Genomic DNA, 14991 nt, shown 5'->3' on the forward strand with positions numbered 1-14991 from the left:
ACTAATTTTTGAATTTATATTTACTATGAAAGTACTCTTCTTGCAATTTCTACTGATTCCTTTGCATCTTTGGCATAGAAGTCTGCACCTATTCTTTCTGCTGTATCTTTTGTAAGTACTGCTCCACCAACAAATATCTTTCCATTGTACCCATCTTCTCTTAGCGCTTTTATTGTTTCCTCCATGCTTTTAAGTGTCGTTGTCATAAGAGCACTTAATCCAATTAAAGATGCATTATGTTTTTTCGCTTCCTCTACAACAGTTTTTATAGGTACATCTTTCCCTAAATCTATCATTTCATAGCCATAGTTTTCTAAGATAACTTTTACTATATTTTTACCTATATCATGAATATCTCCTTTTACTGTAGCTACAATTATCTTACCCTTTGATATAGTTTGAGAATTAGTTCTAGATATTTCTTCCTTCAAAATGCTAAATGAATTTTTTACTGTTTCAGCTGCTTGAATTAGCTGCGGTAAAAAAAGTTCCCCTTTTTCATATTTTTCTCCAACCATATCTAACGCTGGAATTAAATACTCATTAACTATTTCAAGCTCCTTCTTTTCTTTTAATAATTCAACAGTAGCTTGCTTCGCCTCTTCTTTTAGTCCTTTAACGACAATATACTTTAAATCATGAACTGTATTTGTATTTGAATTACTCTTTACTGATCCATTACCTTTAATAGTGACTTCTCTTGATAACTCTACATTTGCATAATTATTAATATAACTTTCAGCGCCTTTATCATGATTATATAAAACATTATATGAATCAATAACTCTAGTCATTCCATTCACATTAGGATTAATTATTGGTAAATCTAGCCCATTGGCAAGAGCCAGAGCCAAGAAAGTTTCATTAATTAATTCTCTATTAGGAAGGCCAAACGATATATTTGAAACTCCAAGTACTGTTTTAACTCCTAATTTCTCTTTAACCATTCTTACAGCTTTTAAAGTTTCTTGAACTTCTTTCTGCTGAGCTGACACAGTTAAAACTAAACAGTCTATAAATACATCTTCTTTTCTTATTCCGTATTCCGCTGCTTTACTTATTATTTTCTCTGCAATCTCAAATCTTTCTTCTGCTTTTGCTGGAATACCTCTTTCATCTAATGTTAAACCTACTACACTTGCGCCGTATTTTTTTACTATAGGAAGTATTCTATCTAAAACTTCATCTTCTCCATTTACAGAATTCAATATAGGTTTTCCATTATAATATCTGAGCCCTGTCTCTATTGCTTTATGATCAGAAGAATCTATTTGAAGTGGTGTATCCATTATGCCTTGAATCTCTCTAATTACTTTATGCATCATATCTGCTTCATCAATTTCAGGTAATCCTACATTAACATCTAGAATGTGAGCTCCAACTTCTATTTGAGAAACAGCTTGATTTAATATATAATCTAAATCTCCATTTTTTAAAGCTTCCTTAAATATCTTTTTGCCTGTAGGGTTAATTCGTTCACCTATTATTCTAACACCATCTATCCTTACTACTTTTGACGGTGTACAAACTGCAGAATAATATTCTTTTTCCATGGACACAAGTTTCTTATTTCTCGTTATTTTATACAATTCCTCGATATATTCTGGACTTGTTCCACAACATCCACCTATCACTCTTACCCCCAGGTCAATGAATCCACATAAGGTATCTGCAAATTCTTCTTTAGTAATATCATATTTTGTTTCATTACCTATTGATAGTGTTGGAAGTCCTGCATTAGGCTGAACCATTACTGGAATATGTGATAAGCTGCATATCTCTTCAACAATTGGTTTTAGCTGCTTTGGCCCCAACGAGCAATTAACGCCAAGTGCATCTACTCCTAATCCTTCTAATACAAGTACCATGGCTTCTGGAGTACATCCGGTGAATGTTCTCAAATTTTCTTCAAATGTCATTGTACAAAATATTGGCAAACTTGAATTTTCCTTTGCTGCAATCACTGCGGCCTTAAGTTCGTATAAATCTGTCATTGTTTCAATTAAAATTATATCAACACCAGATTTAACCCCTTGAATTATTTGTCGTTTAAAAATTTCATACGCTCTGTCAAAACTTAGAGTTCCCATAGGCTCTAAAAGTTCCCCTATAGGACCTACATCCAGTGCTATATATGTTTCACTATTTCCTTTAGCTTTTTTTGCGATATTAACTGCCGCATCTATTACTTCTTCAACTACTAAGCCACAAAGTTTTAGTTTAAGCTCATTAGCGCCAAAAGTATTAGTAGTTATTACATTAGCACCGCTAGATATATATTCTCTATGAATTTCTTCTATTATATATGGCTCTTTTAGATTTAAAATTTCAGGATTTTCTCCTAATTTCAGCCCTTTCTTTTGAAGCATTGTTCCCATAGCTCCGTCAAATATTAATATGTTATTTTTTATATATTCCCTAAGCCCCACAGATTTCTCCCTCTCTTCTAAAACTGCAATTTTTGTAGTTAGTACATTTTTTGCAGCTCTTTATTTTCTTTTTACTTCCACTATTTATTATCCCTATTATTGCTGTAACAGATTTCCTGGGAAATAGTAAATTGTTTTCTGATACAGTAAGTCCAATTTTTTTCTGAGCATCTAATGCCCTTAAAAAGCTACTTTGAACATCTAACGGCAAATCTCCATAACCTGGACTATACCTAAAAGTTATATCCTTATTATTCAATATAGCTTTTTCCTTAACAATCCTTTCTACATAATCACATACTTCCTCTACTGCCGTTGTAGCACAAGCATCTAATATAAGTGCTTTTGTTAAATTTATTTTTTCATATAATCTCGTTTTTCTTTCCACATCATTTCCCAAAGTTACTGCCATTAATACGCACTTTTTTGAATCTTTAAGATGCTCTTTTATATCTTTTCCATATAAAATTAGTTTTGTATTAACAACCTCTATAGCCTCATCAAGCTGTATTATATCTTTATATTCATACATAAATCTTGGGGTAATTATCTTCTTGATTTCTTCTCTACATTCCTCAATAAGATTTACAATATTTTCATCTATATCCTGTCCTTTATATCCAAGATACCTAAGTACTTCATTCTTGTTTATCTGTAGTTTCAAATCTCCCATATATTAATCACCACCTTATTACGAACCTCAAAGCATTACCATGTCCTATAAATTTTCATTGTTACTCTTCACAATTATTTATATTATCTTTCTTTTTGAGAATTTATTTTAACAAAAAAAGCCTAAAGGTATTCCTTTAGGCTTAAATGCTTTTTAATACCTTATCTACCAGCTTTTACGCTGCAGGATTTAGCACCAAGTAATTCTATAAAATTTACCGGTTGCTGGGTTTCTTCGGGCCAGTCCCTCCACCACTCTTGATAAGTTCCTACATTTTTTAATTATATATTATAATATCTTGTTTGTAAATATTTCATCTTTAACTTTAAATACTTCACTTAAAATATAAAATGTCTAAATATACTAACTTTATCTTTTAATCAACAGCAATATTATAGAAATCGCACTAAAAGATAAACTTATTAACATTATATAATTTACGACTTGTACAGTAGTAAGACCTCTTTTCTCTAATCTAAAATGTATCTGGCTTCTATCTGCTTGATACACTGGTTTCCCCTCCGAAAATCTCTTAATAATGACAAATAAATTGTCAAATATAGGTACTGCCAAAGCAAGTATTGGTATAAATAGACTTAAAACAGTTGCCTGTTTAAATGCCCCCTCCAATGCTGTTATACTTAAAATAAATCCCAAAAAATTAGCTCCAGAATCCCCCATAAAAACTTTTGCCGGGAATCTATTATAATACAAAAATCCCAAAATTGTTCCAACTAACATTATAGATACTAATGCAGAATCACTTTGTTCTAATATAATTGCTGCTAAGAAAAATGTTATTGCAGATATGAGGGATAACCCTCCTGCCAATCCATCCATCCCATCAGACCAGTTAATTACAGTTGTAACTCCAAATATCCAAGTTATTGTAAGGATAAATTGTATTGTAGTGTTCAACTCTACATAACTGCCTGTAAAAGGATTTGTAAATCCTTGAAAAAAAACACCTGCCTTAAACACTAAGATTGCAGATAATAGCTGAATAACTAATCTTGGAAATATAGCAAATTCTTTTCCTTTAGTCTTATACCAGTCATCTATTAAACCAATTATTATTATCATTGTTGCTGCAACAAAAACAGTTAATTGCTGCTTCATATCGTCCCTTGGGAATATAAAATACGAAACAAAAAAGCCAAAATATAATGCTAAACCTCCACATAATGGTGTTGGCACTTTATGTTGTTTTCTTTTGCTGGGCTTATCCGTGAAATGTAATTTGTTAGCTAGTTTCATAAGAAATGGCATGGTAATTAATGCAGTTATAAGTGAAATTACCATTGCTAATACATAATCCATCTTTCCTACTCCTTAGTTAAATATACAGTAGTAAATTATATCCAAGTATTCCATCTTGGTTTACTTCCTATTTGATTATACTATTAAAGATATTTTATATCAATTACAAAATTATTACGGTCTAATTAAAAACTAAGAACATAATTTTTTCCTCTTAAAACACTACTTCTTTTTCACCTTTAGTTGTATTCCAATATTAAAAACTAACGCAATAGCTAACAAAACTAATGCAACTAACATAATATTATGTAAACCACCGTACATAATCTGTTTCATAAGTGGCAATAAATTTTTAGGTAAATCTCCTGCGCTTTGGGAGTCACTTAATTTATTTAGCGCTTCAATGGTGACTTCGCCATGAGATTCAGCCACACCTTTATTTAAAGCATTATTTAAAATTACTCCATATATTGATGACATAAATGTTTGACTTAAAATACGTAAAAGGTATGCAAATGATGTTGCAATTGGAATATCTCGTTTTTCAGCATCCTGTTGTACACTAATTTGTAATATATTAAAACTTAAACCTAGACCAAACCCTTCAAATGCTCCAGCCATTAATAATACCCACAATGGTACAGTTAATCCTGCTGATACCATGATTCCAAAAGAAATTATAAAAGCTAACGTTCCTAGAGCAACTGTACGATACTTACCCAATCCTGGCTGCATAGCTGGTCCAACTACTGAGCCCAGAAAATTAGTAATAGACCCTGGAATCTGAGTCACCCCTCCAATTAAAGCACTTACTCCTAATAACCCTTGCGCCCACATTGGTATGTATATATTAAAGGCAACAAATGCGCCCCATAAAAGAGAAAATAATATGAAATCAACTACTAATGGCCCATTTTTAAAAAGTCTATTAGGTATTATAGGATCCGCTGCCTTTTCTTCAACTTTAAATAGTACTATCAATAAAATAAGACTTATAATAATCAAACTACTAACCAAGCTTAATGAAGCTTTCTCTATCATTTGAATACCTGTTAAAAGAGTTACCAAGCTAACTATCATAATTACAGCACCTAAGTAATCAATTTTTTCTACCGTAGAAATCTTTTGGGGCTCTTTAAAGAAAATTTGAACACTTAGTATTGAGATAATTGCAATTGGGACATTGATATAGAATACCCAATGCCAACTAAAAGTATCAACTATCCATCCGCCTATTAAAGGCCCTATAATTGCTGCTGCACTAAAGCTTGCTGTCGCATATCCAATGACCTTAGCCCTCTTTCTTAAGTTTGTATACAAATCTGCATAAATGATAAATGGGATAGTGTTCATTCCACCTGCCCCTATTCCCATAATGGTTCTTGCAATAAGAAAAAAAATTATATTACTTGATAATGCCTGAAATATTGAACCAATTGCGAATAATAATGTGGCTATTTGATATGTTCTTCGGTTCCCAATACGCTCTCCTAATTTGCTCCAAAGAGGAGTCACTACTGCCATTCCTAATAAAAAAACAGCTACTATCCACCCCATGTATTGAATTCCATGCAAATCACTTATTATTGCTGGTAATGCTGTGTTTACAATTGTTCCATCTAAACCAGCCATTGCATTTGATAACAATAACGCCAGTGTTACAATCAAAATTCCTTTCTTACTCATCCTCGAAAAATTCCTCCTTAGCTAAACTTATTATATTTAGTAATTCATAAAAAATGCTTTATTATGAATCGGCTAAATACTGTTTTCCTTTGCCAGCATCCTCTCCTCATATCCATCAATTTTATTATCCAACCGTTCCAAGGTTTGCTGCATTTCTTTAATCTTTTGGGCAAGCTTACCGCGTTGTTCTATCAAAAGTTCCTTTTTTGCATTAATTGTAGAGCTTCCTTTTTGAAACATTGATATATACTCTATTAATACTTCGATAGAAAGCCCTGCTCCACGCATACACTTCATAAAATGAACCCAATTACAATCTTCCCCGGTATAATCTCTTATACCACTCGAATTCCTAGACACCGGCGGAATCAAACCGATTCTTTCGTAATATCTCAGTGTATCTGCCGTTATATCGTACTTTTGACTTACTTCAGTAATTGTCATAAAAATCACCTCCTTAATACTTAATGAAATTTTACAATCCAATTCTTTTTAGGAATACATTATTTCTATCTTTATTGTCATATATAACTTATCACTTGAAGTTAACTCCAAGTCAAGATGTTTTTTCGGATCTTCAATAGTTATAAATATAAACAAAAAAACTCTTTACACTTTTTAATTACAATTCAAGTGTAAAGATGATTGATTGTCATATCATTATATCCTAGCCATTCATTTAATTCAAAATCAGATTTTCTTAAAATAACAATAGATTTAAATTTAAATATTAACATATGTTTATATTTAAATATTATCAAAGATATATATTTTCAAACATATATAGTTAAATATTTATATACTTTAATATTTAACTATTAAAATATATAAATATTTATAGGAAACATCAGGGGTTGGAGCCATTTCAATAATTTAGATACATTTTCTAGGGTAAATCATTCTCCTTATTAGATATCTTGTCTTGACCATTTGTTTATAAAGTTTATAGTTTCATTCCAACAATTTATATTTGCCTTTGCAAAACCATCTATATCGTCTGGATATTTATTTGAAGAATATATAGATTGATACGGTACAGTTAGCATATGTCCAGATTTTTCGTATGTGATATGTTTATATTCATGTTTAAAATGAGCTTTTCTAAGCAATTCCACGATTATTTCACAGTGAGTTTTAGAAGGCCAAATTTTATCTTTTAAAGATTCGAATTAATACTCTTTCATTTTTTAAGTCCACTTATTTTTACTGTTACAGGTTCATCAACTTTTGATGTTTCAGGCAAAATACTTATTGTACAATTATTTTCCACTACGCTCTCCCCCATATGTTTATTATATAATTACACAAAAGAGTAACATTCATATTATTCCTATGTATGTTACTCTTTCTTATATTCAAATAATTCTTCTGTTTTTTAACTTACATAAATAAATCTAAATATTTTTTTGTATTACCTACATGCACCTAATACAATCAGCTTTATCATTAAATAAATAATAAGTATCTTCTTCTAACATCTCTCCAGTTTCAATATATTTCTCTATGTTAATTTTAAACTTTTCTAAATGATATTCTTTAAATGAATATTGTTCTTTAAGTTTTTCTTTTATACTCTTTTCTTCCTCTTTCTCCATGCCACTTCTCAAAAATTCTGGAAGACCACGTTTCTTATTAAATATTAAGTAATTAAATCTAATAATCTCTTTTAAATATTTGTTACTTTCTTGTAATACACTTTCACTATAATCTAAAAATACTTTATAGTATTCAGCATTTCCTATGTTTTTGCTAAAATAACCTTTATCTTCAAAGAACATTCCTAGACTATAATAAAAATCAAATGGTAACTCAAATTTTCTCTCAAAATATCTAATTATATGATTAAACTTCTGAGAATTATAATATTTATCTACCATCTCTTCTACCTTTTTTAGTTTTAATAACTCTTCGTATGAGATCTTATCCGTTTTTAATATCTCATATGGCGGATATGGTGAGTATTCCATTCCATATTTGTCTGCATCTTCTCTCATAGAAGATCCCTTTAATAACTTTAAAAAACCAAGTTGTATTTCCTCTGGTTTTATTTCATACATATCATTAAAAGACTTTTTGAAAGATTCATAATCTTCTCCTGGAAGTCCTGCTATTAGATCTAAATGCTGATCTATATTTCTTAATGCTTCAATTTCTAAGACTTTTTCTTTTATATCACTGAAATTAACAAATCTATTTATATTTCTTAAAACTTCGTCATTAGTGGTTTGAACACCAACTTCAAATCTAAATCTTCCTTTTGGAGCTTTTGATAAAAGTTCTATTTCCTGTGGCTTTAATATGTCTGCTGATATCTCAAAATGAAATTGAGTATTCGTATCTTGATTTATTAAGAAATCCCATATTGCCATAGCAAATTTAGAATTACAGTTAAATGTACGGTCAACAAATTTAACTAATCTAACTTCCTTATTTATAAAATACATTAAATCCTTTAATACTCTATCAATATCTAAAAATCTAACTCCATGACTTGTAGATGAAAGACAGTATTTACAGTTAAAAGGACACCCTCGTGAAGCCTCATAATATACAATTTTATTAGTCAAATCTTCATTTTCTTCATATGGAAAAACTATTTCATCCATTGACATAAGTGGACGCTTTTCATTGGAATAAACTATATCATTAACTTTATAATGAAGCCCTCTGACATCTTCCAGTTTAATTTTACCTAATTTATATAGAATAAAATCTCTATAAGTTTTTTCTCCTTCCCCTTCAATAACATATTCTCCTACATTATTTTTCAAGAAACTTCTTGAGTCAAATGAAACTTCTGGTCCACCATATAAGATTTCTATATTAGAATCCACTCTCTTTATCAAATTAGCCACTCTTGAGACAAGTTCAACATTCCAAATATATGTTGAAAATGCTACAATATCTGGTTTTTCTTTAATTATTTCTTCAAGTATTCTACCTTCCCTATCGTTTATAGTGAATTCTTTTATTTTACTTTCATAATCCATATCTCTTGTAAAACTTTTTAAGTATCTAACTGCTAAATTACTATGAATGAATTTAGAGTCAACTGCTGTGATTAATACCTTCATAATTAATTTTCTCCTCTACTTCAGCTTTAGTCTTCAGTTTCTTTCCTTTTATGAAGAAAACATCTTCCCATGCTTTAGTTTCTTCTATTTCAAAATATTTTTCAAGAATTTTTTTTATTTCTTCAATATTAGAACTTAAAAGTACATTTAAATTCTTAAACGTAAACTCCTTAACCTTTTCATTTTGTAATATTACTTTTATCTTATTATTAAATATTTTCCCCCTTTCTTTGTTAATATCCCAAATAAATATTTCACCAGATTCTTTTATATATGAACTTATTTCTCTTATTAATCTTTCCTTCTCCAAACTAGTCCATATTTTATTTAACTCAAAGAAAAATGTACATGCATCGTATTTTCTATCTTTTAGATCTACTTTGCTGTCGCTAGATACATAATCTAATGATATCTCATCCTTTGCTTCTTTTGATATATTATATATTATACCAAGATTTTTTTCTCCTACATCCAATATGTCTCCTTGAAATATAACATCCTCTAAATTAATTACTAATGTTTTTCCCATAACATCTCCTCCATTATCACTAATACCTTTTATTATATTTTAGCATTTATTCCATAAATTTGAATATAAATTATTTTTGTTTATTAGATTACTTAAATAATAAAACTGTCTTAAGTTGATAAAACATCACTTAAGACAGCTCAAACTCTTTTTTATTATTTTTTATATGAATGCTTAGAATAAAATTTAAATATTATTAAGCAGGTTAATATAAACAGAAATACAAATATGAATATCCAAATTGGTTTTGGAAGATTAAATTTTAATCCAAAATTATTAGATTGCAATTTATATATACAGCCCATTCCACTATCTAATATATAAATATCTCCATCTGAATATTTAATTCCCTGTATTTTACTCTTATCTTTTAACTTTAATAAGTCATATACAACACTTTCTGAATTTATTCCAGCTATAAGGTTCTCTTTACTATTAAAATATACATTCGAATTCTTTTCTAATATTTTTCCATCTTTATCTATGGCTAAGTATCTTATAGCACTGACTTCTGAATATTGATATATAGGTGCTTGAACTATTTTATTAGGAGGATTAGCAATAAGAGGTGATACTAATTTTTCCCCTTTAAACCTTGGTGAACTTATAGGATCTCCACCACTAAAATCAGGCCAACCATACCATTTTCCTTTATCTAGTTTATACAAATAATCAAAATCTCTATTAATAGGCCTATCCCCTATATTCTCCATTCCACCAACAATTCCAATTAGATTTCCTTCACTATCTAGATCCCATCCCTTTACATTTCTTATTCCTGAAGCATATAATGATGTCTTATCATTATCTAGATTCACTTCAATTATACAAGAGTTTGCTATACTCTGGGCTTTTATTTTTTGCCCTCCTTCACTGGAATTTCCATATGGCATAAAAGCTCCTGTTTTCTTTTCACCATAATTGAATCCATTTAATGTTACATCTATAGAGCTTTTATCATAAGGTATTTTGTTCTGCGAATACTCGCTATCATTAGATGCTATTCCTGAATTCGTAGCACTTCCTATCGCTAAAAGTAATTTTGAATCCTTTATAATTAAATTCCTATCCAAATATTTCCCTTCACTAGGTATATTCCCTAAAATGCTTTTTAAACTTTTTGATGCTAAATCATATTCATATAAATCTGTTTTAGAAATAAAATACAATTTGTTATTATAATAAAGCAAGTTTTCTATTTCTAAGGATTTATCCTCCAATAAAGTTTCTTCCCTACCATCTATTTTAATAACTTTAATATAATTATTGTAAGCTATATAGGTATTTTGGTTTTCATCTTTCTCAAAAGCTACAGAATCTTTACAATTTTTATAAACAACACTCCAGCTAACATTATTTTTTAATGTATTCATCCTATATTCATTAGATAATTTAAATACAGCAAAAGCTAATACAACTATTATAATTGATATAATCAAAAACTTTAGAAATCTTTTCACTACACTTCCCTCCTTTACCTCTATAATTAAATTCTAAAAATACTTCTTATGTACAAATCATAATATCCATATTAAATTTATATTGTAAATTTAATAAAATAAGACCTCTCTTTAAAAATCTTATTTGTTTTACATATTAAAATAAGAGCAATAACTCACATAAAATATATGGATTATTACTCCTACTAATTTTTATATTCTTTTTAACTATGTAAAGAGATGTTTATATATGTTAATCAATATTCCATAAATTAAAGATTTTCAGCTAATTCTCCTAATTTCTTAGCTGTTGAGTTTAACGCTGCTATAGATGCTGCTATTTCTTCTAATGCAGCTGATTGGCCTTGTGAGACATCATTAGATTTAATTAAACCATCATTTATGCTATTTATTGATGTTGATATATGTTTTATAACTGAATCTATCTGTTTTATTGACTCATTTGAAGAATTTGATAGTTTCCTAATTTCTTGGGCAACAACATTAAATCCTCTTCCTGCATCGCCAGCTCTAGCCGCTTCAATTGCAGCATTTAATCCTAATAAGTTTGTCTGTGATGAAACCCCCTGAATAAAAGTCACTATATTATCTGTATCTTTTGTTCTTTCATTAGTTTCCTTAGTTTCTAATAATAGTTCCTCATTCATTGTAGCCAGCTCTTGTACACCTTTTGCAACTTCGTTTATGCCTATCGATATTTGTGAAAGAGTTTCCGTTAAATTCCTCGTGATATCTGTAACAGCATTTTTCTTAGATAGACTTTTGGCAACTACAAAAACTCCAACAACCTTACCTTCTTCTTTTATAGGAATTGCAAATGATTTTACCTCAACACCATATACATGTTTTGGAACAAATTTAACTATATTTCTACCTGTCCTTATTACCTCAACTATAGCACCACCATCAAGTATTAGATCTCCTTCTTTTACATTAGACACTAATTCTTGGCCATATTTCGTATATAAATATTTCTCAGTGTCAGTTAATACTATAGCTATATCTTCATCAAAAAGACTTTCTATAGATGGTACTGCATTGTAGAAAAAATTTATCATATCATTATCTGAAATTTTGTTCATTATATTTCCCCCATTTAATACAATTGTTTTTTTATAGATTTGGTCTAGATAATTATATCTTCTTAACATTTCCTTGTAAATATTTGTCTCATTTTATTTTATTTTGTTTTACATATTAAAATAGGAGCAATAACTCACATAAAATATATGTATTATTACTCCTACTAATTTCTATATTCTTTTTAACTATGTAAACACATTTATATATGTTAATAAATATTCCATAAATTAAAGATTTTCAGCTAATTCTCCTAATTTCTTAGCTGTTGAGTTTAACTCTACTATAGATGCTGCTATTTCTTCTAATGCAGCTGATTGACTTTGTGAGACATTATTAGATTTAATTAAACCATCATTTATGCTATTTATTGATGTTGATATATGTTTTATAACTGAATCTATCTGTTTTATTGACTCATTTGAAGAATTAGATAGTTTTCTAATTTCTTGTGCAACAACATTAAACCCTCTACCTGCATCACCAGCTCTAGCCGCTTCAATTGCAGCATTTAACCCTAATAAATTTGTCTGTGATGAAATTCCTTGAATAAATGTTACTATATTATCTGTATCTTTGGTCTTTTCATTAGTTTCTTTAGTTTCCAATAATAATTCTTCATTCATTGTCGCTAACTCTTGTACATCTTTTGCAACTTCGTTTATAGTTATTGATATTTGTGATAAAGTTTCCGTTAAATTTTTAGTTATGCTCATCACAGCATTTTTTCTTTCTAAACTTTTTCCTACGACAAAAACACCTACAACTTTACCCTCTTCTTTAATTGGAATTGCAAATGATTTAAAAGCAGTTCCATATACATGCTCTGGTACAACTTTTATCATATTATTCCCAGTTCTCAACACTTCAATTATAGCTCCTCCTTCTGGAATTATATCTCCCTTATTTGTGTTTAATTCCAATTTAGGGCTGTACTTTGTATATAAATATTGCTTAGTATCAGTTAATGCCATAGATACATCTTCATCAAAAAGGACTCCTATAGATGGTAATGCATTATAGAAAAAATTTATCATATCGTTATCTGAAATTTTGTTCATTATGTTTCCCCCATTTAGTACAATTGTTTTTTTATAACTTAGCCACAGATAATTATATCTTTTTAGTACTTTTCTGTAAATATTTGTTTTATTCTATATTATATTACCTTTACATCTAAAATTTTCAAATTCATATTTAGTTATCATTTTGAATATTATTTAAAGTAATTTAAAGGAGTGAATGAACTTTGGGCAAAGATAATTTTTTAAAAAATTCTTTTTTATTAGTGTCCTCTAACGTGACTACGGGTATACTCGGTTTTATATTTTCCATCTATCTTTCTAAAGTCCTAGGAGCCGAAGGAATGGGGCTCTATAATTTGGTTATGCCTATTTACAATTTATTTATATGTCTTATGACTGCAGGGATAGTTGCTTCTATATCTAAAATAACTGCTGTCTATGCACAAAAAGGGGAACATAAAAATATAGAAAAAACAATTAGAGTTGTTTCATTATTTAATATATCTTGGGCACTCTTGGTAGGTATACTAGTATTTATATGTGCCCCACTAATTGGTAAATACGGTGTAAATGACGCTCGTACTATAAATGCAATAAAAGTTATCTGTCCAGCTATGGTATGTATAGCAATTTCAAATATACTTAAAGGATACTTTTACGGAACTTCTAAGATTACAGTGCCAGCTATAATTGATATTTTTGAAAAAGCCATGAGAATTCTAACTGTAAGTATGCTTATATTTTTTACTAAAGCTAATACTTTAGAAGGTATGGTAACATTAGCTACAGTTGCATTATGCATTGGTGAATTTCAAAGCTTATTTTTCCTCTATATTTACTACAAATACTCTATTAGAAAAATGCCTATTTCTTATGAAAAGACTGAAAGCAGATTTCAACTTCTCTTTGATGTGGTAATTATAGCAATTCCACTTTGTGCAAATGGTTTTTTAACTAATATTCTAGGAACTCTTGCAACACTAATTGTTCCTCGGCGTTTACTAGTAGCTGGTTTTACTTATACTGAAGCTTTAAGTATGATAGGTAAGTATACTGGGATGGCTCTTAGCATAATAACAATACCGTTAATTGTAGTCTCAACAATTAATACATTATTAATTCCAGATCTTTCTCAAAGTCTAGTTTTAGGAAAACAATATGAAGCCTCTGTTAGAATAAGAAAGGTCCTTAAAGTTGCTTTCTTGCTTGGTATAGCGACCACAATAATTTGTAATGTTATTCCCCATAGCCTTGGTGAGATGTTTTATGGGCGAAATGACTTAGGTTTATATATTAGATTTGCTTCACTTACTGCACCAATATTCTTTCCTGCAGTAACTATGTTTGGAATACTAAATGGACTTAATAGACAAGGGATAATTTTAAGAAACTCATTAATAGAAGCTGTAATTGAATTGATATGTTTATACATATTTACTGCTATTCATTCAATTAATATATTTGGTTATAGTTTAACTATGCTTGTAGCGTGTACGATTGGCTTTATTCTCAATATGTACGAGGTTAACAAACATATTGAACTTAATTTAAACAAGTTTAATATAGTAATATATATATTACTTGGATTTTTAACTTTCTTAATTATAAACATATTTTCAAAACATATGTTCACTAATTCTATGATCATAAATAACTTTATTATAATGGGTCTTGTTTTCTTAATTTTTACGTACCTTGGTACCTTTGGAGAAAATGAATATTAATATATCTGAGTTATTTATATAGTTTAGCTTAATAAGATTTTGTTCTTACTT

Annotated in this window: 11 protein-coding genes, 1 pseudogene and 1 riboswitch; of the genes and pseudogenes, 1 reads left to right on the top strand and 11 read right to left on the bottom strand. The window is 29.2% G+C overall.

Translation table 11 applies throughout. The annotated features are described in order from the left end of the window. Positions 1-23: 23 nt before the first annotated feature. The 11 genes and pseudogenes from L3B96_RS00370 to L3B96_RS00420 form a co-directional block, all read right to left on the bottom strand. Entirely contained in the window at positions 24-2429 is a 2406-nt protein-coding gene (locus tag L3B96_RS00370; RefSeq protein ID WP_238858539.1) for a homocysteine S-methyltransferase family protein, read from the bottom strand. Beyond that, positions 2419-3102: a vitamin B12 dependent-methionine synthase activation domain-containing protein gene (locus L3B96_RS00375; RefSeq protein ID WP_011968733.1), complete on the bottom strand. Its 684-nt coding sequence runs from the start codon at positions 3100-3102 to the stop codon at positions 2419-2421. Before L3B96_RS00375 ends, L3B96_RS00370 begins: the two co-directional genes overlap by 11 nt. 158 nt (positions 3103-3260) lie before the next feature. Continuing rightward, a riboswitch (SAM riboswitch) is annotated at positions 3261-3369 on the bottom strand. A 102-nt stretch (positions 3370-3471) separates the two neighbouring features. Then, positions 3472-4422, bottom strand: coding sequence for an MraY family glycosyltransferase (locus L3B96_RS00380; RefSeq protein WP_017211490.1), 951 nt, complete (start codon positions 4420-4422; stop codon positions 3472-3474). 162 nt (positions 4423-4584) lie between these two features. Beyond that, positions 4585-6048 (bottom strand): MFS transporter, encoded by a 1464-nt coding sequence (locus tag L3B96_RS00385; protein ID WP_238858540.1) that lies wholly within the window; start codon positions 6046-6048, stop codon positions 4585-4587. Positions 6049-6120: 72 nt separating this feature from the next. Then, the gene (locus tag L3B96_RS00390) at positions 6121-6492 is read right to left on the bottom strand and encodes a MerR family transcriptional regulator (RefSeq protein ID WP_238858541.1); all 372 of its coding nucleotides are present in this window, start codon (positions 6490-6492) and stop codon (positions 6121-6123) included. Between the two features lie 464 nt (positions 6493-6956). Further along, positions 6957-7199: pseudogene (locus tag L3B96_RS00395) on the bottom strand (acyl-CoA thioester hydrolase/BAAT C-terminal domain-containing protein); the annotation flags it as partial. Positions 7200-7463: 264 nt separating this feature from the next. Then, positions 7464-9122 carry a B12-binding domain-containing radical SAM protein gene (locus L3B96_RS00400; protein WP_238858543.1) on the bottom strand — a complete coding sequence of 553 codons (1659 nt, stop codon included), beginning with the start codon at positions 9120-9122 and terminating at the stop codon, positions 7464-7466. After that, positions 9097-9651 carry a hypothetical protein gene (locus L3B96_RS00405; protein ID WP_238858544.1) on the bottom strand — a complete coding sequence of 185 codons (555 nt, stop codon included), beginning with the start codon at positions 9649-9651 and terminating at the stop codon, positions 9097-9099. The genes L3B96_RS00400 and L3B96_RS00405 overlap by 26 nt, the downstream gene beginning before the upstream one ends. A gap of 155 nt (positions 9652-9806) precedes the next feature. Next, on the bottom strand, positions 9807-11111 hold the full coding sequence (locus L3B96_RS00410) for a hypothetical protein (protein ID WP_238858545.1): 1305 nt from the start codon (positions 11109-11111) through the stop codon (positions 9807-9809). A 251-nt stretch (positions 11112-11362) separates the two neighbouring features. Beyond that, complete coding sequence (locus L3B96_RS00415; protein ID WP_238858546.1) at positions 11363-12193, bottom strand: methyl-accepting chemotaxis protein; 831 nt, start codon at positions 12191-12193, stop codon at positions 11363-11365. Positions 12194-12421: 228 nt separating this feature from the next. Then, positions 12422-13252, bottom strand: coding sequence for a methyl-accepting chemotaxis protein (locus L3B96_RS00420; protein WP_238858547.1), 831 nt, complete (start codon positions 13250-13252; stop codon positions 12422-12424). 188 nt (positions 13253-13440) lie between these two features. Here L3B96_RS00420 and spoVB point away from each other — a divergent pair, with 188 nt between their 5' ends. Then, a complete protein-coding gene (gene spoVB, locus L3B96_RS00425; RefSeq protein ID WP_238858548.1) occupies positions 13441-14940 on the top strand; it encodes a stage V sporulation protein B in 1500 nt (499 codons plus the stop codon). Positions 14941-14991: the final 51 nt, after the last annotated feature.

Source organism: Clostridium sp. YIM B02569 (assembly GCF_022320765.1).
Classification (GTDB): Bacteria; Bacillota; Clostridia; order Clostridiales; family Clostridiaceae; genus Clostridium; species Clostridium beijerinckii.

Excerpts from the sequence above, each read along its gene's own strand:
- L3B96_RS00420 (WP_238858547.1), bottom strand. The coding sequence starts at position 13,252 with ATGAACAAAATTTCAGATAACGATATGATAAATTTTTTCTATAATGCA.
- L3B96_RS00400 (WP_238858543.1), bottom strand. The coding sequence starts at position 9,122 with ATGAAGGTATTAATCACAGCAGTTGACTCTAAATTCATTCATAGTAAT.
- L3B96_RS00375 (WP_011968733.1), bottom strand. The coding sequence starts at position 3,102 with ATGGGAGATTTGAAACTACAGATAAACAAGAATGAAGTACTTAGGTAT.
- L3B96_RS00385 (WP_238858540.1), bottom strand. The coding sequence starts at position 6,048 with ATGAGTAAGAAAGGAATTTTGATTGTAACACTGGCGTTATTGTTATCA.
- L3B96_RS00405 (WP_238858544.1), bottom strand. The coding sequence starts at position 9,651 with ATGGGAAAAACATTAGTAATTAATTTAGAGGATGTTATATTTCAAGGA.
- L3B96_RS00415 (WP_238858546.1), bottom strand. The coding sequence starts at position 12,193 with ATGAACAAAATTTCAGATAATGATATGATAAATTTTTTCTACAATGCA.
- L3B96_RS00390 (WP_238858541.1), bottom strand. The coding sequence starts at position 6,492 with ATGACAATTACTGAAGTAAGTCAAAAGTACGATATAACGGCAGATACA.
- L3B96_RS00380 (WP_017211490.1), bottom strand. The coding sequence starts at position 4,422 with ATGGATTATGTATTAGCAATGGTAATTTCACTTATAACTGCATTAATT.